General features: G+C 59.4%; 17 protein-coding genes. 8 read left to right on the forward strand and 9 right to left on the reverse strand.

Going from position 1 to position 21,137, the window contains the following annotated elements; translation table 11 throughout:
* The 7 genes from aroB to B3520_RS00430 form a co-directional block, all read right to left on the reverse strand.
* The coding region (gene aroB, locus B3520_RS00400) for a 3-dehydroquinate synthase (RefSeq protein ID WP_286875053.1) at positions 1–869 on the reverse strand (869 nt) is incomplete at its 3' end.
* A 68-nt stretch (positions 870–937) separates the two neighbouring features.
* Positions 938–1,450: a shikimate kinase AroK gene (aroK, locus tag B3520_RS00405; RefSeq protein WP_123638365.1), complete on the reverse strand. Its 513-nt coding sequence runs from the start codon at positions 1,448–1,450 to the stop codon at positions 938–940.
* Positions 1,451–1,453: 3 nt separating this feature from the next.
* Positions 1,454–3,589 (reverse strand): type IV pilus secretin PilQ family protein, encoded by a 2,136-nt coding sequence (gene pilQ, locus B3520_RS00410; protein WP_286807661.1) that lies wholly within the window; start codon positions 3,587–3,589, stop codon positions 1,454–1,456.
* 36 nt (positions 3,590–3,625) lie between these two features.
* Positions 3,626–4,159, reverse strand: coding sequence for a pilus assembly protein PilP (locus B3520_RS00415; protein WP_123638367.1), 534 nt, complete (start codon positions 4,157–4,159; stop codon positions 3,626–3,628).
* Positions 4,152–4,775: a type 4a pilus biogenesis protein PilO gene (locus B3520_RS00420; protein WP_123638368.1), complete on the reverse strand. Its 624-nt coding sequence runs from the start codon at positions 4,773–4,775 to the stop codon at positions 4,152–4,154. The genes B3520_RS00415 and B3520_RS00420 overlap by 8 nt, the downstream gene beginning before the upstream one ends.
* Before the next feature lie 2 nt (positions 4,776–4,777).
* On the reverse strand, positions 4,778–5,353 hold the full coding sequence (locus B3520_RS00425; RefSeq protein WP_286807664.1) for a PilN domain-containing protein: 576 nt from the start codon (positions 5,351–5,353) through the stop codon (positions 4,778–4,780).
* Positions 5,353–6,420: a pilus assembly protein PilM gene (locus B3520_RS00430; protein ID WP_286807665.1), complete on the reverse strand. Its 1,068-nt coding sequence runs from the start codon at positions 6,418–6,420 to the stop codon at positions 5,353–5,355. Before B3520_RS00430 ends, B3520_RS00425 begins: the two co-directional genes overlap by 1 nt.
* Before the next feature lie 154 nt (positions 6,421–6,574).
* Here B3520_RS00430 and B3520_RS00435 point away from each other — a divergent pair, with 154 nt between their 5' ends.
* Positions 6,575–9,085 (forward strand): penicillin-binding protein 1A, encoded by a 2,511-nt coding sequence (locus B3520_RS00435; RefSeq protein WP_286807666.1) that lies wholly within the window; start codon positions 6,575–6,577, stop codon positions 9,083–9,085.
* Here B3520_RS00435 and B3520_RS00440 read toward each other — a convergent pair.
* Both B3520_RS00440 and rpmE read right to left on the reverse strand, forming a co-directional pair.
* Complete coding sequence (locus B3520_RS00440; RefSeq protein WP_170162887.1) at positions 9,082–9,849, reverse strand: thermonuclease family protein; 768 nt, start codon at positions 9,847–9,849, stop codon at positions 9,082–9,084. The genes B3520_RS00435 and B3520_RS00440 overlap by 4 nt on opposite strands.
* A gap of 148 nt (positions 9,850–9,997) precedes the next feature.
* The gene (gene rpmE / locus B3520_RS00445; protein ID WP_123638371.1) at positions 9,998–10,213 is read right to left on the reverse strand and encodes a 50S ribosomal protein L31; all 216 of its coding nucleotides are present in this window, start codon (positions 10,211–10,213) and stop codon (positions 9,998–10,000) included.
* Between the two features lie 245 nt (positions 10,214–10,458).
* On the opposite strand from rpmE, the gene B3520_RS00450 reads away from it, so the two are divergent.
* The 7 genes from B3520_RS00450 (at position 10,459) to B3520_RS00480 (ending at position 20,999) form a co-directional block, all read left to right on the forward strand.
* A complete protein-coding gene (locus B3520_RS00450; RefSeq protein WP_286807667.1) occupies positions 10,459–12,666 on the forward strand; it encodes a primosomal protein N' in 2,208 nt (735 codons plus the stop codon).
* Between the two features lie 86 nt (positions 12,667–12,752).
* Complete coding sequence (locus tag B3520_RS00455) at positions 12,753–13,334, forward strand: SPOR domain-containing protein (protein ID WP_123638373.1); 582 nt, start codon at positions 12,753–12,755, stop codon at positions 13,332–13,334.
* 98 nt (positions 13,335–13,432) lie between these two features.
* Entirely contained in the window at positions 13,433–13,972 is a 540-nt protein-coding gene (hslV, locus tag B3520_RS00460) for an ATP-dependent protease subunit HslV (RefSeq protein WP_024461357.1), read from the forward strand.
* A gap of 33 nt (positions 13,973–14,005) precedes the next feature.
* The gene (gene hslU / locus B3520_RS00465; RefSeq protein ID WP_286875056.1) at positions 14,006–15,325 is read left to right on the forward strand and encodes an ATP-dependent protease ATPase subunit HslU; all 1,320 of its coding nucleotides are present in this window, start codon (positions 14,006–14,008) and stop codon (positions 15,323–15,325) included.
* A 424-nt stretch (positions 15,326–15,749) separates the two neighbouring features.
* Positions 15,750–17,429: a 30S ribosomal protein S1 gene (rpsA, locus tag B3520_RS00470; protein WP_024460011.1), complete on the forward strand. Its 1,680-nt coding sequence runs from the start codon at positions 15,750–15,752 to the stop codon at positions 17,427–17,429.
* A 307-nt stretch (positions 17,430–17,736) separates the two neighbouring features.
* Positions 17,737–18,972: an ATP-grasp domain-containing protein gene (locus B3520_RS00475; RefSeq protein WP_286875060.1), complete on the forward strand. Its 1,236-nt coding sequence runs from the start codon at positions 17,737–17,739 to the stop codon at positions 18,970–18,972.
* 32 nt (positions 18,973–19,004) lie between these two features.
* The gene (locus B3520_RS00480) at positions 19,005–20,999 is read left to right on the forward strand and encodes a hypothetical protein (RefSeq protein ID WP_286875063.1); all 1,995 of its coding nucleotides are present in this window, start codon (positions 19,005–19,007) and stop codon (positions 20,997–20,999) included.
* The last annotated feature ends 138 nt before the right edge of the window (positions 21,000–21,137 follow it).

Below are 21,137 nucleotides of genomic sequence, written 5' to 3' on the forward strand. Positions count from 1 at the left end.
AGGTCCAGCTCGTCAGCCGTAATGGCCCCTCGTCGATGGGACAGGTCTGCCGCCATCACCATACCTGCGGCGACTGCTTCACCATGCAACCAGACGCCATAGCCCTGATGGGTTTCAATCGCATGGCCAAAGGTATGCCCCAGGTTGAGAATGGCGCGCAGCCCACCTTCTCGCTCATCCCGGGCCACAACCTGCGCCTTGTTCTCACAAGAACGCTTGACGGCATAGGCCATCGCTTTAGGGTCCCGCGCCAGGAGATCGGGCAGATTCGACTCCAGCCATTCAAAAAATTCCCGATCGGATATCAGGCCGTATTTGATCACCTCGGCGATACCCGCCGACAGCTCGCGCGGAGGTAGAGATTCCAGCACGGACATGTCCGCGATCACCGCTTGCGGCTGATAGAAAGCGCCGATCATGTTTTTGCCGAGCCGGTGATTGACACCGGTCTTGCCCCCCACAGAGGAGTCCACCATGGATAACAGGGTGGTCGGCAACTGAATGAAATCCACTCCACGCTGATAACACGCAGCGGCGAAGCCCGCCATGTCACCCACGACACCACCGCCCAAGGCCATGATGGTCGTCGTACGATTGTGTCGAGCCTCGAGCAGACCATCAAAAATCTGATTCAGCGTCTCCAGATTCTTGAACGATTCTCCGTCGGGTAACACGGTAGTATCGACCTGATAGCCGTCGAGAAGTTCGATCAGAGCGGGCAGGTAAAGCGGCGCGATGGTATCGTTGGTGACGATGTATACCTGCTTGGCGCGCACGTGGCGTACCAGCAGCTCCCGGTTCTTCAGGAGCTGCTCGCCAATATGAATCGGGTAGCTGCGATCGGCGAGATCAACGGTCAGAGTTTGCATAGTCGGCACTGCGTTCGGGTTGTCGGAAAACCCTCATCTTAGCACACCGTCCGAAACTTTAACCGAGCTCAATCCTGGCCTAGACGTTCGGCAATATCCCGCGCCACCACCTTCGGCGGGCGTCGGTCGGTCACCACCACCCAGTCCGCTACCGCCCGGTACAGAGGGTCGCGCTGCTCAAGCAACTCGACGATTTTCTGGCGGGGGTTGTCCACCTGCAACAGCGGGCGCTTTTTGTCCTTGGCGGTGCGCTCTACCAAGTGTTCCACCGAAGCGGTCAGGTAGCACACGCGGCCACCGCGGTGCATCACCTCGGCATTTTCGGGGCGCAATATGATGCCGCCTCCGGTGGCAATCACGGCGCCGGGCTCCTCGGCCAGCTCGGCCAGAACCGCCGACTCGCGATCACGAAAACCAGACTCGCCTTCGACATCAAAAATCCAGGGGATATCGGCACCGGTGCGCTGCTCAATCACACGGTCGCTGTCATAGAAGGGGACTTTCAACTCGGCCGCCAGAAGGCGGCCGATGGTTGATTTGCCGGCCCCCATGGGGCCGACCAGAAACACATTATTGGGCATGGATCAGTCAGTTAAAGTATCGGCCATGATTTTGGGGGTAATGAACACCAACAGCTCGCGTTTTTCCTGACTGGTAATGTCCCGCTTGAACATACGTCCCAGTACCGGGATGTCGCCCAGGAACGGAACCTTGTCCTCGCCCTTGACCTGTTCAACTTGGAAGATACCACCGAGCACGACCGTTTGGCCATTTTGCACCAGCACTTTGGTCATCACCTCGGTCACATCAATGGTGGGAATACCGGAGGCCTGGTTCAGAGCGCCAACAGAATCCTGATTGATCACAAGGTCCATGATGATGCGGTTATCGGGGGTAATCTGGGGTGTGACATCGAGCTTCAACACGGCTTCTTTGAACGCTGTGGTGGTCGCACCACTGGCCGAGGCTTCCTGATAGGGAATTTCCGTGCCGGACATAATGGTCGCCTGCTGCTTGTCTCCGGTGATCACCTTGGGCTGGGAGACAATCTCGGCCTGACCGTTGTTCTCCAGAGCGGACAGCTCCAGGTCGATAAAGGCACTGTCGGACAGAACGCTGAACGCGAAGCTACCGGCCGAATTGTCGACCCCCAGGTCCACCATCATGTTCTCTTCCAGATCCAGTGTGCCGGTTCCGGTGAGCCACTCGGCGGGCGAGCCCGGGTTAGAGTCGAGACCGGCTGTGGAGCCCGCCACTTCGACCAGCGTATCGGAGGAGCGATCAAAGCCGACGCCACCCCAGCGAACCCCCATTTCACGACGGAAATCGGTGTTGGCAATCACCAGACGGGCCTCGATCATCACCTGGCGGATCGGAATATCAATCTGTTCCACCAGGCGCTTGAAGGCTTCGATACGATCAGCGGTATCGGTGATGATGATGGAGTTGGTGCGCTCATCGACGATCGCATCACCCCGCTCGGACAGAACACTGCCAGTCGCGCGGTTACCGCCCTGACCACCCGATAAGCCACCACTGCGGCCACCCTCGCCTTCCTCACCACGGAACAGTTCAAACATCTCCCGGGCATTGGCGTAGCGAACCCGAATGTACTCGGTGCGCAGCGGTGCCAGCTCTTCCAACTGTTGACGGGACTCGAGCTCCTGACGCTCACGCTCAGCGATCTCGGCCGCCGGCGCCACCATCAGAACATTGCCGTTCTGACGCTTGTCGAGGCCTTTGGTTTTCAACACCAGATCCAGCGCCTGATCCCAGGGCACATTATCCAGACGCAGGGTAATCCGGCCCTGGACCGTATCACTGGCCACAAGGTTGAGGTCGGTAAAGTCGGCAATGATCTGCAGTACACTGCGCACTTCGATGTCCTGGAAGTTCAGGGACAGTTTGTCGCCGGTGTAACTGAACTCCTGATCCCGCGCTTCAATTTCCCGCTCGGTCAACGGCTTCACGCTGATGACATACTCATTGTCGGCCTGGTAGGCCATGTAGTCATATTCGCCATTGGCATCAATATTCAGGATGGTTCCGCGGCGGTCCTGAGAGGCCGACACCATGGTCACAGGGGTGGCGAAATCCACCACGTCGAGACGACGGCGGAGCGCTTCCGGCAAATTGACCCCACCCAGCTCAAGCTCAATGCCTTTGGCCGTTTCGGTGACATCGGCACTGATGTTGTCATCGGACAGGTTGATGATAACTCGGCCTTCGCCTTCCTCACCACGACGGAAGTCGATATTGGTGACCCGAGGTTCACTGTCGGCGCGGGGGGCCGTTTGCGACTGACGGTCGCCCGCAACGCTGGTCGCCTGTGCGGGGCGGGAAACATAGCCGCCCTGGGCCGCGCCCACCTCGAGCACATAGGTATTACCGTCCACCCGTGCACTGTAAGTGGTCAGCTCACTGAGGTTCAGAATCAGGCGCGTGCGGCCTTGGGAACTAAGCACCAGCGCGCTCTTGCTGTTCTCGAACGACAGGGGGAAACGCCGCTGTTCCAGTGCGCTGGTTACCTCCGGGAAGTCGAGCACGATACGTGCCGGCTGCTCGATGGTGTAGCCCTCGGGTTCCGGCGGCATGTCATCGAAGCCCAAACGGACTTCGAATCGCTCCCCCGGCAACTCCGAGAACTGGATATTGTTCAGTGACTTGGCCCACACAAGGGAAGGCGCCAGACAGACCAGTAACAAGGCTAGATTTCGCATGGTTAACCCCAATAAGCACAGTGCTCGCATGATGGCCTATTCCTTTTCTTGTAATTCAATAATTCTGGGACGCTCGACCCAGCCGTTGGCGCCATCGGCGACGATTTCCAAAAGTTCAAGCTGTGACCGCGATGCGGACACGATGCGTCCATGATTTTTACCCAGGTAATTACCCTCCGTGACCGCGTGAACACCGCCTTGGCCGTCGTTGATCAACGCCCAAAGCTGACCGTTTTTGGTCAAGGTGCCGACCATGGTCAGGTTGGCCACGTTAAAGCTTTCCAGATACTCTTTTTCCCGATTCAGATCCGGCTGAACCTGTTTACCACTTAGCTGCACCCGCCGCTCCTCTTCCCGGGCCGGCGGATCAAACGGGCTGCGCAGGGTCATGGCGCTGTAGCTAAACGGCCGGTATGGCTGGAACGCCGGCAGGGGCTCGATCTGCCCCGCCGGGCGGGCCTTGGTCTGCTGGATATACTGCTGCAGGTCGCGGTGATCGGATGAACTACCACAGGCGGTCAGCGCGGCCAGACAGATGGCTAAACTGGTAAACGTTATAATTCTATTCATCACTAGATTCATCCTGTGACTTATAGCGATAGGTCTTCGCCCCGATCTGCATGGTCAGCGTGCCGCTGTCTTGTTGGCGAGCAATCGTGAAGTTGTGCAGCGTCACGATGCGCGGCATGCCGGCAACACCACTGACAAATGTGCCCAGGTCGTGATAGCCGCCTTCAACGTCAATGCTGATGGGCAGCTCCACGTAATACTCGGATTGCTGCTCGGACTCCAGGCGGATACTGTTGATGTCCAGTCCGCTTTCAGACCCACGGGCATCAATATCTTCCAGCAGACCCGGCACCTCAGTGTCACTGGGCAACCGAGAGAGCAAGGCACCGAAGGACTTTTCCATTTCAACCATCTGCGCCCGGTACTCTTCCAGGTTGGCGGCCTGGAAACTCTTGGTCTCGAACGTCTGGCGCAGATTGGTTTCTTCAGCAACCACGCGATCGAGCTGGGTATTCAGATCCTTGACCTTCAGGTAATAGGTCAGCGCAAAAACCACGACCACCAGCAGCACACAGACGAAGATTTTGCCCGGCAGGGGCCAGACGCCAATGCGCTCAAAATCGATGTCGTTGACATCAAAGTTTTTCAACTGCTCCAGAGTATCGGAAAATGCCATGATCAGTTTCCTCCCTCATCAACACCGGCCTGATCTGCCGGCGCCGAGGTGCGTACCGACATTCTGAAGGCATTTGCCTGCTCACCCTGCTCCGGTGCGGCAGTCACCGAGCTCAAGTTCGGCGCCGCGAACCAGTCGGACTCATCAAGATTGCGCATAAAACTGGAGACCCGATTATTGGACTCGGCGATCCCTTCGAGCAGGATCACTTCGCCCTGGCGCTCCAGCCGGTTCAGATAGACCCCGTCGGGGACGGCACGCACCATTTCATCGAAGTAGCGCACGATGACCGGCCGCTTGCCTTCCAGGTCCTGAATCACCCGCATGCGGGCCAGCAACTCTTCGCGCTTCTCTCGCAGCTCCCGGATCTCGGCCACCGCCGCTTCCAGAGCCGAAATTTCGGTCTTGAGGAGTCGGTTGCGGGCTTCCTGGTCGGAAATCGAGGACTGAATGCTCGATACCCACAAGTAGGCCACCAGACCCGCGAGAATCAAAACCCCCACCAGGATGCCGAGGAACTCTTTTTTCTTCTCCTGGCGGTAGGCTTCCCGCCAGGGCAATAAGTTGATTCTTGCCATCAGTCGAAACTCCTCAGCGCCAGGCCGGCCGCGATCATCATCGAGGGGGCGTCATTGGCCAACGCGACCGCGTTCACTTTCGAGGACACCGACATATTGGCAAAGGGGTTGGCCACCAGAGTCTGAGTACCGAGCTTCTCTTCAATCAGCCCGACCAGGCCCTCCATGGACGCGACACCACCGGCGAGCACGATGTAGTCCACATCGTTGTACTGGCTGGCGGAAAAGAAAAACTGCAGCGAGCGGGTCACCTGCTGGACCACGGCCTCTTTGAAGGGGCCGAGCACTTCTGACTCGTAATCATCCGGCAGACCGCCCTGCTTCTTCGCCAGCCCGGCTTCTTCCATGGACAGGCCGTAGCGCCGCTGGATTTCCTCGGTCAGTTGCTTGCCACCGAACAGCTGCTCGCGGGTATAAACTGTGCGGCCGTCCACCAGAACGCTCAGTGTGGTCATGGTCGCCCCGATGTCGATCACCGCAACGACCTGACCATCCTGGTCTTCCAGTTGCTCCGCGACCAGGCCGAAGGCCCGCTCCATGGAATAGGCCTCCACATCGACCACTTCTTCCTGAAGGTCGGCCAGTTGCAGAACGTTGACCCGCAGATCGATATTCTCCCGCCGACAGGCTGCCAGCAGAACTTCCACCTGCTCGGGGTTGCGGGGCGATTCGCCCTGCACCTCGAAATCGATGGCAACCTCCTCCAGAGGGAACGGAATATACTGATCGGCCTCTATAGAGATCTGAGTCTCCATGGCGTCGTCGCTGAGACCCGCCGGCATGTCGATCATTTTGGTGATCACGGCAGAACCGGCAACCGCCACGGCCGCGTGCTTGAGCTTGGTTTTGGATTGCTTGACCACCGTGCGGACCACATCGGCGACCGCTTCGGGGTCGTTGATGTTTTTCTCGACCACCGCCCCGGGGGGCAGCGGACGTACGGCATAGGTCTCCACCCGGTAGCGATCACCGTGTCGGCTGAGCTCCAGAAGCTTGACCGACGTTGAACTGATGTCCAACCCCAAGACCGGCTTCGCCCTTTTTTCCAGGAAGCTTAGAATGCCCATTTTTCTATCTATATCCGTAACTTAGAGGAAGTTTATGTTATAGGACTTTAAGTTAAGCCTGCAACAAGACCGCGCATATGTAAACAGGCAAAAAGCCCGTATAATGCGGCGACTTGCCGCCATTTTCGCTAACTTATTAATTCTCATAGAAAAAATGCCTATCAAAAAGTCTTATCTGAACCTGCTTTTCTGGTTGTTTATCGCCGGAGCTGGCGCCTCCCTCACCGTTTTGGCGGGGTTGTACCTCTATCTAAGCCCCAAACTGCCCCCCGTGGAGAGCCTCAGGCAAGTTCAATTACAGACCCCGCTGAGGGTTTATTCAAGCGACGGCAAGCTGATTGGCGAGTTTGGTGAACAGCGTCGCACACCGGTTTCGTTCGAAGAGCTGCCTGACCTTTACATTAAAGCGTTATTATCCGCCGAAGATGCGGAATTTTACGACCATCCGGGCGTATCTATTCGCGGACTTTTGCGAGCCGCGTCACAATTATTGAAAACAGGTGAGATTCAATCGGGGGGAAGCACCCTCACGATGCAGTTGGCCAGGGATTTTTTCCTGAGCCGGGAACAGGTTTTTTCCCGTAAATTCAATGAGATCCTGCTGGCTCTTCAGATTGAGAACGAGCTCACAAAACAGGAAATTCTTGAGCTGTTCAGCAATAAAATGTTCTTCGGCAATCGCGCCTACGGTATTCAGGCTGCGGCCCAAATTTACTACGGCGAGGACATCGACGAGCTGGAACTTCATCAATGGGCCATGATTGTGGGCGTTCTCAAGGCACCCTCGGCCTACAACCCCCTGGCCAACCTCGAACGGGCCATGATCCGGCGCAACTGGATTCTCGGCCGCATGCTGGAGCTGGGGCATATTGATCAGGCCACCTACGACGTCGCTGTGAACACGCCGGATGACGCCCGCTACCACGGCGCCACCCTGGAACTCTATGCACCCTATGTCGCCGAGCTGGCCCGACGCGAGGCTGTGGACCGGTTTGGCGAGAACGCCTATAACGCCGGCTACAAGGTCTATACCACGATCCACAGCGACTATCAGGCGGCGGCTCAGCAGGCGGTGGTTGACGGGCTGCTGACCTACGATTGGCGCCACGGCTATCGCGGCCCCGAACAACAACTCGGCGAGCGCCCGGAAGACCTGTCCAGTTGGCAGGAACTGCTTTCGGACACCCCGGTCTACGGCGGCCTGCTCCCCGGCCTGGTGCTCTCGCTGGAAGAGCGCTCGGCCGAGATCCTGCTGGCCAATGGAGACACCATTGAGCTGGGATGGGATCAGAGCCTGTCCACCGCGCGCCGCTATCTCAACGAAAACGCCCGCGGCCCACTCCCCGAGAGCGCAAGCGATGTCCTGGCGATCGGCGACCTGATCCGCCTGCGCCAGATCGGCGGCGTATGGCACCTGCGTCAGCTCCCCCAGGCCCAGGCCGCGCTGGTCAGCCTCGACCCGCGCGATGGTGCCGTGCGCTCGCTGGTGGGCGGGTTTGACTTCCGCCAGAGCAATTTCAATCGCGCCCTGCAGGCGGCCCGCCAACCCGGGTCCAGCTTCAAGCCATTTGTTTATACCGCCGCGCTGGAGAATGGCTTTACCCCGGCGACCATCGTCAACGATTCCCCCATTGTCATCGAAGACGCCAGCCTGGAAGGCGCCTGGCGTCCGGAGAACGACGGCGGCACCTTCCTCGGGCCGACCCGGTTGAGGGAAGCGCTGTACCGCTCCCGCAACCTGGTCTCGATCCGGGTGCTGCGCAGCATCGGCCTGCCGGCGCTCCTCGACACGCTCGAGAAGTTTGGCTTTGACCGCGAGGCCTTGCCGCGCAACCTGTCCCTGGCATTGGGGAGTCACGCCCTGACCCCCATGGATATGGCGCGCGGTTACGCCATCTTCGCCAACGGCGGCTTCCGCATTGCACCCTATCTGGTTGAACGCATTGACGATGATCACGGTGAAGCGCTGCATGTCGCTCGCCCCGCCACCGTCTGCGAAGACTGTGAGCGCGAGCAGGAAGAAGAGGAAGAGCCGGTCAGCCTGATCGCCGACATCTACGCCAGCGAGCCCGAACGCGCGGCCGAGACCGGCCCGGACGAACGCCTGGCGCCAGAGCAACCCGCCCAACTGGCGCTGCTGGATGAAGACGAAGCGACCCTGGAGCCGCTCCCCATCGCCCCACGAGTGCTGGGTGAGCGCACCGCGTTCATCATAGACTCGATGCTGCGCGACGTCGTGGCCCGAGGTACCGGCCGTCGAGCCAGAGTGCTGGACCGGGCGGACCTCGCCGGCAAAACCGGTACCACCAACGGCCCACGTGATGCCTGGTTCGCCGGTTACAACCCCGACCTGGTCACCGTCGCCTGGCTGGGCTTCGACCAGAACACGCCGCTGGGTCGAGGCGAGTACGGCGGCACGGCCGCACTGCCGATCTGGATTGATTACATGCGGAGCGCACTTGCCGGTAAGCCGGACCGCCCGGCACCGCAACCCGAAGGCATCGTGACCGTGCGCATTGACCCAGAGAATGGCCAGCGGGCTCAGCCCGGGGACCCGGATGCGATCTTTGAGATTTTCCGTGCCGAAGAGGTACCGCCGTACAACGATAATGGCAACGGCAATGGCAGCAGTGACAGCGAACGACTGCCGGAGGAGCTGTTTTAGGGGCGGCCCGCAGCCGGTCGCTCGATGGCGAAGCCGGACGGTACGGACAGGACCAGCGGTTTGAACCCGCGGCGAACCGCACGGCTTCCGGCGCGACTGGTCACCCAGCCCCGAACTTCGATCCTCTGACCGGGCGCCAGAACCGGACTGGACGACCACACGGAATCGGGCACCTTCAGTACGAGGGGCCCGTCAAGCTCCAGCCAGACCGAGCCACCGCCTCGGCTGACATCCGTGATCGTTCCACGGATTCGCTGAAAACCGGTGTCCTGCAAGGTCAGGCCGCTCGCCTCAAGGGCCGGCCATTGGTTCTCGGCCCACACCCCACGGGACGCCGCCCGCGCCTCACCTTCCGCCTCAGACAGGCAGGAGGCCAAGGTCATGTTCGGCGGTATCGCGATATGAAAACCCAGCCCCTGACGCAACAGGGCGGCTTCCAGGCTCTTTCCCTCCAGGGTGAACAGGTGTCCCAGGGTGCGGCCGTAGTGGTCGTGCCGCTCCTGATCCTGGACCAGCAGAACCTCACTCTCAACAAGCTGTTTTTTTAATTCCTCGCGCGCTGCTTTTGCCAGCGGCTCTGCGGGCCGCCCCTCGCGCGCCAACTCCGGCGCGTTGATGCCAATCAGGCGCACCCGGCGCCCATCGGCCAGGCGTACGCTGTCGCCGTCATGAACCCCAGCCACCTGTACCGACTCGTGCTCAAGCCCCTCCGGCAAGGGGCAGGCAGCGCCGGGAAACGCGCTCAGGGCCAGTAGGGCACCCAAAAAAACGCCGCGGGTTTTATAAGAGAATACGCTGAAGGCTCTGCAGGAAAATACGCTGAAGGCTCTCCATAAAAAAACGCCGAGGGCTCTCGCCCCCGGCGTTTTCATGTCGCTTATCAGCAAGGGCCCAAGGGCCATGCCAATCGCCTTATTTGGCGGCGATGCGGCTGCCGAAACGCTTCTTGAAGCGATCGATACGGCCGCCGGTGTCTACCACTTTCTGCTTACCGGTGTAGAAGGGGTGACATTCTGAACAAACGTCAACCAGGAAATCTTTACCCAGAGTAGAGCGGGTCTTGATGGTATTGCCGCAGCTGCAGGTCGCAGTTACGTCTTCGTATTTGGGGTGTAAATCAGCTTTCATGGTGAATGCCTTTCATCTTTGTGCCGCCACTCAGTCGACCTGAGCCCATCTGGAACGCAGGATTTTGCCGAGCACCGCACAACGGTTAATGGATACGGCTGGTTTTGAGAGCTGGGCATAATACCAGAAACACCCGGCAACGCAAGGACTTTAGAGCATTTTTCGTACAGGCACGAGCGCTGCCAAAGGGGCCGTCAATCGGTTATTCTGGGCGCCTTTTGAATTCAACCACGCGACGGGAGTACATGGCCGCCCCTACTGTTCTGGAAATCGCCCTGCCCACACCGCTGCGCCGCCGGTTTGATTACCTGCCGCCAGAAGGGGTAGACACCACCCTGCTGAAGCCGGGGCAACGGGTACGGGTGCCCTTCGGCAACCAGCGTCTGATCGGGCTCATTCTCCGGGTAAAAAGTGAGTCATCACTCCCGCTGCAGAACTTGCGCCCGGCCGAGGCCCTGCTCGACACCAAGCCACTGTTGCCGGACGATCTGTGGCGCCTGTGCCTCTGGGCGGCCGATTACTATCAGCACCCCATTGGCGACGCCCTGCACACGGCCCTACCGGTGCTGCTGCGCCAGGGCGAGCCCGACCGGGAGAAAGGCGAGCCCTACTGGCAACTGACCACCGAAGGCAAAGGCCTCCCCGAGGGCGCCCTGAAGCGGGCCCCTCGCCAGGCGGAACTGCTCGCCGCCCTGCAACAACGGGGGGCATTGAACCGGGCGGACCTGGCGGCATTGGGCATCGCCCGCAGCCACGTCAAGACACTGGAAGACAAGGGACTGGTATTCAGCCGTGAGCAAGTGCTCACACCATCGCCGGAACCCAATATTCTGAGGGATACCCCGCTTACGCTCAGCGATGAGCAGGCCGCCGCCCTGGCCCAGATTCCAGAGGACGGCTTTCACATCAGCCTGCTCGACGGCACCACCGGCAGCGGCAAAACCGAGATTTACCTGCAGGCCATCGCCCGCACCCTGGCTCAAGGTCGACAGGCCCTGGTACTGGTACCGGAAATTGGCCTGACACCCCAGACCCTGGCCCGCTTTCAGCGCCGCTTCGCCCAACCCGTGGTGGCCCTGCATTCGGGCATGAATGACCGCGAGCGGCTCGATGCCTGGCTGCAGGCCCGGGACGGTCGAGCCCGGATCGTGATCGGCACCCGCTCCGCCATTTTCACCCCCATGGCTGATCTGGGCATCCTCATTGTGGACGAAGAGCACGACAGCTCCTTCAAGCAGCAGGACGGTTTTCGCTACTCGGCCCGGGACCTGGCCGCCCTCCGCGCCCACCGCCTGAACATTCCACTGATTCTGGGCAGCGCCACGCCGTCGCTGGAAAGCCTGCACAACGCGCGCACCGGCCGCTACCATTACCTGCGCCTGACCCACCGGGCCGGCAATGCCCGGGCACCGGAGTTGCTCACTCAGGATATTCGCCGCCAGCCCCTGGATGAAGGCTTCAGCCGCGATACCCTGGAGCGGATTCGCACCACCCTCGATGCGGGCAACCAGGTTCTGGTCTTTCTCAACCGACGCGGCTACGCCCCCACACTGGAATGCCCGGACTGCGGCTGGCTGGCCGAGTGCCGCCACTGCGACACCCGCCTGACCCTGCACCAGACTCCGCGCCATCTGCACTGCCACCACTGCGACCATCAGCGCGCGGTGCCCCGGGCCTGCCCATCCTGCAAGAGCACCCGCCTGCAGCCGCTCGGCCAGGGCACCGAACGCAGTGAAGAAGCCCTGCAACGACACTTCCCTGACACCCGGGTGCTGCGGGTCGACCGGGACTCCACTCGCCAGAAAAACGCATTCCGCGATCTGGTTGAGGAAGTTCACCGGGGCGACCCCTGCATTCTGGTGGGCACCCAGATGCTGGCCAAAGGCCATCACTTTGCCGACGTGACGCTGGTGGTCATTCTCGACTCGGATGCCGGTCTGTTCAGTACCGACTTTCGCGGCCCCGAGCGCATGGGCCAGTTATTGCTTCAGGTCGCCGGACGGGCCGGGCGCGCGGACAAACCGGGGCAGGTCATCATTCAGACCCACCACGCCGAGCATCCTCTGGTGCGCACCCTGCTCGAGCGGGGCTATCACGCCTTTGCCGAGCTGATTCTCAGTGAACGGCGCCTGACAGGGCTGCCCCCGTTCCGGCACATGGCGCTGATCCGCGCCGAGTCCAAGCGACCGGAAAATGCGGTCGCCTTCCTCAAACAGGTTCGAGCCCTGGCCGAGCAGCGTCACCCACCCGGTCACGAGCTGGGCTATCTGGGGCCTTTGCCCGCCATGCTGGAAAAGCGCGGTGACCGGTTCCGCTACCAGTTGCAAGTCAATGCGGCCAACCGGGGAGCACTGCAAAAGCTGTTGAGCCAGTTGGCCCCGGAAATGGAGCAGCACGCCCTGGCCAAGCGCAATCGCTGGTCCATTGATGTCGACCCACAGGATATGGGCTAGTGTTCGCCCGCCCCAAAGACCACTGGCCGGGCGGGTCGGCGATGGGTACAATTGCCGCGCTGTGACCACTGGAAAGCAACGCGATCATGACCCGAGACTACGCCAAGAAAAATCGTCCTGCCCCCCGTCGCAACCGGCCCAAGAGCCAGGTGCCCGGCTGGGTGTGGCTGTTTACCGGGGCGGTGCTCGGGGGCTTTATCGTGTTTCTGATGCGCCTGACCGATGTCGAGGTCCCGGAAACCGACCCGGCGGACACCGCGACCCAAGAAACCCAGACCGCGCAGCCGGTGGAGCCCCAGGCCGAGCCCAGCAACCCCAAACCGCGCTTCGATTTCTACAAGCTGCTGCGAGAGAGCGAAGTGATCGTCCCGGCGACCGAGCCCAGCGAGAGCCAGGCAAATGCCGAGCAAAACGACACCGCCAACCGGGACGAATTCATCCTGCAGGTGGGCTCCTTCCGCAAGGCCACCGAAGCGGACAGCCTGCGCGCCCAGTTGCTGCTGCTGAACCTGGACGCCTACACCGAGCAGGTAACTCTGAACAACAACGAGACCTGGCACCGGGTGCTGGTGGGACCATTCAGCAACCAGTCCCGCCTGGCCAGCGCCCGCTCTACCCTGGTGTCCAACGACTACCACGCGCTGGTGCTCAAGCGGAAGAAACAATAACCGCCCGTCCGCCTCCCTTGCTTGCTTGAAATCCCGGGGCCCAGCCCCCACTTCTGCCATTCAGACTTCATACTTATTGCATTGATAAAGGATGGCTTGTGGAACAATACCGAGGAACCACGATTCTCTCCGTGCGCCGCAACGGCCAGGTCGCCATTGGCGGCGACGGGCAGGTGTCGTTGGGCAACACCATCATGAAAGGCAACGCCCGCAAGGTTCGCCGCCTGTACAAAGATCAGGTGATCGCGGGCTTCGCCGGCGGCACCGCCGATGCCTTCACCCTGTTCGAGCGCTTTGAAGCCAAGCTTGAAGCCCACAACGGCCAACTGACCCGCGCCGCTGTGGAACTGGCCAAAGACTGGCGCACCGACCGGGCCCTGCGCCGCCTGGAAGCCCTGCTGGCAGTGGCCAACGCCGAAGCGTCCCTGATCATTACCGGTAACGGCGATGTCATTCAGCCGGAAGATGACCTGATTGCCATTGGCTCCGGTGGCGCCTTCGCCCAGTCCGCCGCCCGCGCCCTGCTCGATAACACCGAACTGGATGCCCAAAGTATCGTCGAAAAAGGACTGACCATCGCCGGCGACATCTGCATCTACACCAATCACAACCAGACCATCGAGACCCTCGACTACTGAGCCTCGCTGGCCTGACGAACTGACGAGTCCGTTATGTCAAACATGACCCCCCGGGAAATTGTCCACGAACTGGACAAACACATCATCGGCCAGAACGAAGCCAAGCGAGCCGTGGCCATCGCCCTGCGCAACCGCTGGCGCCGGATGCAGGTGGATGAAAACCTGCGCGCCGAAATCACCCCCAAAAACATCCTGATGATCGGCCCCACCGGGGTCGGTAAAACCGAAATCGCCCGCCGCCTGGCCAAGCTGGCCCACGCGCCCTTCATCAAGGTCGAGGCGACCAAATTCACCGAGGTCGGCTACGTCGGCCGCGACGTGGAATCCATCATCCGCGACCTGGTGGACATCTCCATCAAGATGCACCGCGAACAGGCCATGAAAACCGTCCAGCACCGCGCCGCCGAAGCCGCCGAAGAGCGCATCCTGGACGTACTGCTGCCCCCGGCCCGTGGCGGCGACACCGAAAACACCGGCGAATCCGGCACTCGCCAGATCTTCCGCAAAAAACTGCGCGAGGGTGAGCTGGACGAGAAAGAAATCGAAATCGATGTCGCCAGCACCCCCATGGGCGTGGAGATCATGGCCCCTCCCGGTATGGAGGACATGACCAGCCAGCTGCAGAACATGTTTTCTTCCCTGTCCAAAGACAAGAAGAAGACCACCAAAATGACCGTCAAGCAGGCCTTCAAACAGCTTCAGGAAGAAGAAGCCGCCCGCCTGATCAACGACGAAGAAGTCAAAGCCGACGCCATCAAAGCGGCCGAACAGAACGGCATCGTCTTTATCGATGAAATCGACAAAGTCGCCAAAAAAGGCGAAACCAGCGGCGCCGACGTCTCCCGCGAAGGCGTCCAGCGCGACCTGCTGCCGCTCATTGAAGGCTGCACCGTGAGCACCAAACACGGGATGATCAAAACCGACCACATCCTGTTCATCTCCTCGGGCGCCTTCCACCTGAGCAAGCCTTCGGACCTGATTCCGGAGCTACAGGGCCGACTGCCCATCCGCGTCGAACTCAACGCCCTGACCCCGGATGACTTCGAACGCATCCTCACCGAACCCAGCGCCTCCCTGACCGAACAACACCAGGCGCTGCTCAAAACCGAAGGCGTCGAAGTGGTCTTCAAACCCGACGGCATCCGCCGCATTGCGGAGACCGCCTTCGAAGTCAACGAAAGCACCGAAAACATCGGCGCCCGCCGCCTCCACACCCTGCTCGAACGCCTCCTCGAAGACGTCTCCTTCGACTCCGGCAGCCAGCAGACCAGCGTGGAAATCGACGCCGATTACGTGCAGAAGCAGTTGGGTGAACTGGCGAAGGATGAGGACCTGAGTCGGTATATCCTGTAGTTGGGTCAACAAGGTCGCTCCATAACAGGGGCGAGCCCCGGGGTGTTGTTGCAAGACCGTAAGCGGAGGGACTCCGCGAGGCGAGCCCCCAGGGATGGGTTCACGGCGTGTCTTGGGAGGGTGTTCCCCTTCTTGGCCCGGACTCGCCCCTCCATCGAATTCGAGTATTAAGGTAAAAAGGCTCGAATGAGTCCCTATCCTTGCCAATTGCCTTTCAATCTGCTAGCCTGCCGCGCTTGCTAGAGCGTGTATCCAGACCAATGTGTACAGACCCTGGCATGGGCAGCCCGGCTGGCGCCAGCTTTGAAAGCCGGATCCTGTCTCTTTCATAAACTGACCCGTACCACTGGCAGTACGGTAAACCCGTGACACCGCACCACAGACAAGCGGATCGATCGGGTACTAAAAGGTAGCATGAATGTCCATGAGCGAAAGTTTTGCTGAACTGTTTGAAGAGAGCCTGAAATCCGTCGATATGCAGCCGGGTACCATCGTGACCGGTGTTGTCATCGACGTCGACAAAGACTGGGTAACGGTACACGCCGGCCTCAAGTCTGAAGGCGTAATCCCGGCCAGCCAATTCCTGAACGAAGACGGCGAGCTGGAACTGCAAATCGGCGACGAAGTACAGGTCGCACTGGAAACCGTAGAAGACGGTTTCGGTGAAACCCGCCTGTCTCGCGAAAAAGCCAAGCGCGCTGAAGCCTGGAAAGTGCTGGAAGCCGCTCACTCTGCTGACGAAGTGGTCAAAGGCGTTATCAACGGTAAGGTCAAAGGTGGCTTCACCGTGGATGTATCCAGCATCCGTGCCTTCCTGCCGGGCTCTCTGGTAGACGTTCGCCCCGTGCGCGACACCACCCACCTCGAAGGTAAAGAGCTGGAATTCAAGGTCATCAAGCTGGACCAGCGTCGCAACAACGTTGTGGTGTCTCGTCGTGCCGTTCTGGAGCAAGCCAACTCCGAAGAGCGCGAAGAGCTGCTGGCTACCCTGCAAGAGGGTATGACCATCAAAGGTATCGTCAAGAACCTGACCGACTACGGTGCTTTCGTAGATCTGGGCGGTGTTGACGGCCTGCTGCACATTACCGATATGGCCTGGAAGCGCATCAAGCATCCGAGCGAAATCGTCAATGTCGGCGACGATATTGAAGTCAAAGTTCTGAAATTCGACCGCGAGCGCAACCGCGTTTCTCTGGGTCTGAAGCAACTGGGTGAAGATCCCTGGGTCAACATCACCGGTCGCTACCCGGAAGGCGTCAAGGTCAAGGCTGTGGTTACCAACCTGACCGATTACGGCTGCTTTGCCGAGCTGGAAGAGGGTGTGGAAGGTCTGGTTCACGTCTCCGAAATGGATTGGACCAACAAGAACATCCACCCGTCTAAAGTCGTGAATGTGGGCGACGAAGTGGAAGTCATGATCCTGGACATCGACGAAGAGCGTCGTCGTATCTCCCTGGGCATGAAGCAGTGCCAGGAAAACCCCTGGGACGTCTTCGCTCGTACTTACGCCAAGGGCGACAAGATCAGCGGCAAGATCAAGTCCATCACCGATTTCGGTATCTTCATCGGTCTGGACGGTGGTATCGACGGTCTGGTTCACCTGTCCGACATCTCCTGGCACGAAGCCGGCGAAGAAGCGGTACGCAAGTACAAGAAGGGCGACGAGCTGGAAACTGTGGTTCTGGCCATTGACCCGGAGCGCGAGCGTATTTCTCTGGGCATCAAGCAGCTGGAGACCGACCCCTTCTCTGAGTACCTGGCCGAGAACGACAAAGGTTCCGTCATCAAGGGTACTGTGAAGGAAGTTGAAGCCAAGGGTGCGACCGTGACTCTGGCGGAAGACGTTGAAGCCTACCTGAAGGCCTCTGAACTGAGCCGCGAGAAAGTGGAAGATGCGCGCAACGTGCTGAAAGAAGGCGAAGAAGTTGAAGCCAAGATCATCAGCGTTGACCGCAAAAACCGCACCATCAACTTGTCTGTGAAGTCCAAAGACGTCGCCGACGAGAAGGCCGCTGTTAAAGAGCACAGCGCCAAAACCGCCGAGCAGGCTTCGCCCACCACTCTGGGTGACCTGATCAAGGCGCAGATGAAGAACCAGGACTGATTCGTCAGTCAGGTTGTTCTGAAAAAGGCCGGCATTTGCCGGCCTTTTTTATTGGGGGGCAGGCGCTCTCGGTCACCATACGTAGGGCGGATAAGCGGAGCGCATCCGCCATAACCCTACTTGGGCGCATCCGCCATCACCAAACTCGGAAATCAGCCCTCCCTCCATATAACTATAAAGTCTATCGATACCATAGGTGTCCCGGACCTTATGGCTGGTACAGTGCAAGCCTCTTGTCTATGTTTATAGATGGGCCCGTGCGATAGCGCTCGGGGTTGTACCACTGCCACGTCTGGAGAGTCCCACCATGAGTTCCAAGCACACTTTCAGTCCTGAAAAAGGTTACGTCGCATTGTTGGGCTGGGCCCTGGGTGCCATTGAAGCGGCCGACAAATTCGATCGTCGCTACGTGGTGGTGGCTCCAGAGTGGGCCGAAGCTTACTGCAAAGAGCATGATATCCCCTACGTGCCCTGGAACTTTGAGCGGCTGAACGATCGTTCCATGGAAATTGCCCAGACCCTGAAGGATATGGGCGTGGATGTGGCGATTCCTCTGTTTGAAGAAACCGTGGAGTGGGCCGGTGCAATCAACTCGGTCCTGCTGGATAACCCGCGCCTGTTTGGTCAGGCCATGCTGTTGCGGGACAAGGCGCTGATGAAGCGTCGTGCCCAGCTGGGCGGCATTCGCGTGGGAATTTTCGAAGAAGCACACGACAAGGAAGACGTCGTGCGCTTTTTGAAACGGGTCAATCAGACCTTGTTGAAACTGGACGGGGACCCCAATGACCCCATTCACCTGAAGGCTTTTGATAAAGCCGGTTGTCTGGGGCATCGGGTCATCCGAACGCCGGATGAAGTGGACACCATTCCCGACGAGGAATTTCCCGTGTTGATGGAGTCCCATCTTGATGGCTGGGAATTCGCCGTCGAGGCCTGGATTCACAACGGAAAGATTTGCTTTCTGAACATTTCCGAGTATGTCACGCTCGGCTACTCCGTGTTCGTGCCGGCGACGCCCGAGCTCGAGAAATACCGGCCCCAGATTACTCAACAAATCGAAAAACTGATCAAAACCTTTGATATTGATTTCGGATTTGTGCATCCTGAATATTTCGTCACCAGCGATGGTGAAATGTACTTTGGTGAGGTGGCCTATCGTCCGCCCGGTTTCAAAGTGTTCGAGTTGTTGGAGCGTGCTTACGGGTTCAATGCTTACCAGGGTCTGATTCTTTCGTTCGATCCCAAAACCACTGACGAGGAGATCAAGGCATTCTTTCCCAAAGAAGTGGTTGATGCAAAGGGGCATGCTGGCTGTTTCGGTGTGTACCCGCGCCGTCGGGTCGTCAGCAAACTGGAAATTCCCGCGGAGACGGAAGATCACCCTTACTTTGATTTCCATGAGCTTACCCCGCCGGTTGAGGAGACGGTCACCAAACGTACCGCCTTTGGCACCCATTGGGGCCTGGTTTACTTTTTTGGTGAAGACCCCTACACCATGCGGGATTTGCTCAAACACCAGGAAGAGCTGGATTTCTATGTATAATCAACTCCATTGCATGAGTTGAGGAGGCCGGCTTGAGCCTAACGGAAACGAACCACAGTGCCGAGGCGGACAAATTGGTCCGCCTGGGAAACCAGCTGGACGAAGCGATTGAACAACTGGCCGACAGCCGTGAGTTTGCCAAGATCACCAAGCTCCAGCGCCTGCTGGATATTGCCCGGCGAGTGCTATTGCTTGACGGTGGTTGTGCCTTTCTGGAAGCCCGCGCTCAGCGGCTGGAAGAGGCGGGGGTCTTTGAGGGGTCGGATTGGGCGCAGCCGCAGATCCTGATTCCGTCACTGACTACGTACTCGCTGAAAAGTCCGGATGCCTCGACGGTGGTGATTGAAGCTATCAGCGAGCTGCGTCTGCTCGCCATTGCCCTGGGCGATTATCAGCACCCGGGTATGTCCTCTGAGCAGGCCCATCATTATCTGACCCAGGTGTTGGCCATTAACCTGGAGCTGCTCTTTGGGACGCCCAGCGAGGCGGAGAGAGAGCAGCAAGGGCGTCTCGCGCTGATTACCCGATCTCTGTACCGACACCTGGCGGAGCGGATTGGCTACGAACACGTCATCGACAAGCTGATTGAGGAAATCTGGCGGATTTTGCAACAGCGGCCCATTCAGGTGGACAGCGTCAAGCGCATGATCACCCAGATTGCGGTCTGTCAGGTCAATCCGACCATCGAGTTGGGTATCAGCGGGCAGGGCGCCGACCGATTGATCAGCAGCCTGTTTGGTCCCACCCAGGCCTGCCGCGAGGATCCGGGCCTGGAGGTGTATCAGGAGCGCCTTCAGGCGATGGACGCCGGCGCATTGCAATACGAGGCGACGGGTTTTGCCCGAGCCATGCACGATACCGGTCTGGTTTCTCCCTATCACCCGGTGTTGTTACGTCATCTGTTGGAGCACGGGGACCACTTGCTTTCCGAAGCTTTGGGGCTCTCCAGTACCGGTCGGGATTGTTTGCTGTGTTACGGTGAGCTGGCTCGGGCGATCATCGCCCAAGCCATCCATCCTGAAACCGCTCAGGGCGTCTATGGCCTGGCTTTGATGCTCGAACGGGGCATTCTCTACCAACCGGCGGTCGCACCGGCACTCTGGCGGCAGCTGGCGCTGCCCGTCTCGCCCTATTGTACCCAACGGCTGGAAATGATTTTCGGCGCACAGCCGTCGGCCACCGCCTGGCTGATGCAGGGCGTGTTGTGCATGCTGGGGCAACCGCTGGGCGTGGGGCAGGGCAATAACCCCACCTGTCAGTCGGCCCGGGCGCTGTCCATGTGGGCTTATAACGATCCGGATTATCTGTTGCAGATGGTGGTCTGGGCGGCGCGTGATGATGAAATCATCATTCATTTTGAGGGCCAACCGATTTCCTCAAGAGAAAGTGAAGCCGGGGTTGCCGCCGATATCCCCATGGATCTTGATCCGGTCTCACTTCTGGTGGTGCCACACCTGGACCGTATCTACGCCGAAATGGGGCGCCGTTGTATCGGGCGTGAAGGTGATCCACACCGTTGGGTGAACCCCGAGTTTCACGGCTGGTGGTCCGGTCGAGGGTTCCGCATCAACGTGGATGTCGCTACAGGAAACCTCTGGGAGCTGGATGATTTTCTGCGTCACTTCTACGCGAGCTACCATCCATACTACAACGGCAATCAACCGCTGATCCATCCGCAGCCGGCGGGCATTGCCGTCACTGACAGCGCTGCACGGTTTGTGGGGTGGCATGCGATCACCATTTTGCGGGTAGCGCTCGACCCGAAAGAGGTGATGCGGGTGTACTTCTTCAACCCCAACAATGACAGTGGTCAGCATTGGGGAGATGATGTATTGGTCAGCACCGCGGGCAATGGCGAGCGCTTTGGCGAGTCCTCATTGCCGTTTGAGCAGTTCGCGTCGCGCCTGTACATTTTTCATTACGACCCGCTCGAACGAGGCGAACTCGCCAATATTACCGACGAAGAGCTCAGCCGCGTCAAAGACCGCATCCACCGCAGTTGGGGCGCCGACCGACGGCCTTCATAAAGTTCACATTGCCCGGGCCACAGCAGTTTGTGTAGGGCGGATAAGCGCCTCTGGCGCGCATCCGCCGTTCCCCACCCGTGGTAATCGTATGACAGATCGGCCCGACGCATCGGAGCTTTAGTTTGACGTGAAAACCCA

It is taken from the genome of Marinimicrobium sp. UBA4509 (genome assembly GCF_002388575.1).
In the GTDB taxonomy this organism is placed as follows: domain Bacteria; phylum Pseudomonadota; class Gammaproteobacteria; order Pseudomonadales; family Cellvibrionaceae; genus Marinimicrobium; species Marinimicrobium koreense.